General features: G+C 68.3%; 1 protein-coding gene. It reads right to left on the bottom strand.

The window, feature by feature from the left end:
- A partial coding sequence (locus AC0IYU_RS34815) for a JAB domain-containing protein (protein ID WP_472126964.1) occupies positions 1–404 on the bottom strand: 404 nt, incomplete at its 3' end.
- Positions 405–420: the final 16 nt, after the last annotated feature.

Genomic DNA, 420 nt, shown 5'->3' with positions numbered 1-420 from the left:
CCCCGGAACAGATCCTCGAAGGCCAGCAGCGTGTGGTGCGCATCGAGGAACAGGACCGCGAAGCTCTCGTGCGCCTGCCCCGCGAAGTGCAGCTTGAGATAGTCCGAGACCGCGTACATCGAGCGGAACGCCTCGCCCGGGCGCAGCTCCTCGGCCAGCAGCTCACGCGCCAGGCGCAGCCCGCACAGCAGCTGCGCGCACCCCGGGAGCGACGAGTCGCGCGCGAAGCAGACCAGCTTGTGCAGGGAACGGCCCTGCGCCTCGTACAGCACCTCGGCATCGGCGCCCAGGAACGGCCGCAGCGCCGCGAGCACGCTGCGCTCGCGCACGCTCCAGGTGGACCGCGACGAATCAGCGAAAGCATCAGGTGAAGACGCAACGACGGAAGAAGTGAGAGCGTTCATGACGAACTCCTGTGGG

The sequence above is a fragment of the Variovorax sp. AC103 genome (assembly GCF_979254005.1).
The sequence above is the reverse complement of the archived record's forward strand: the minus strand, read 5'-3'. Positions and strand labels throughout refer to the sequence as shown.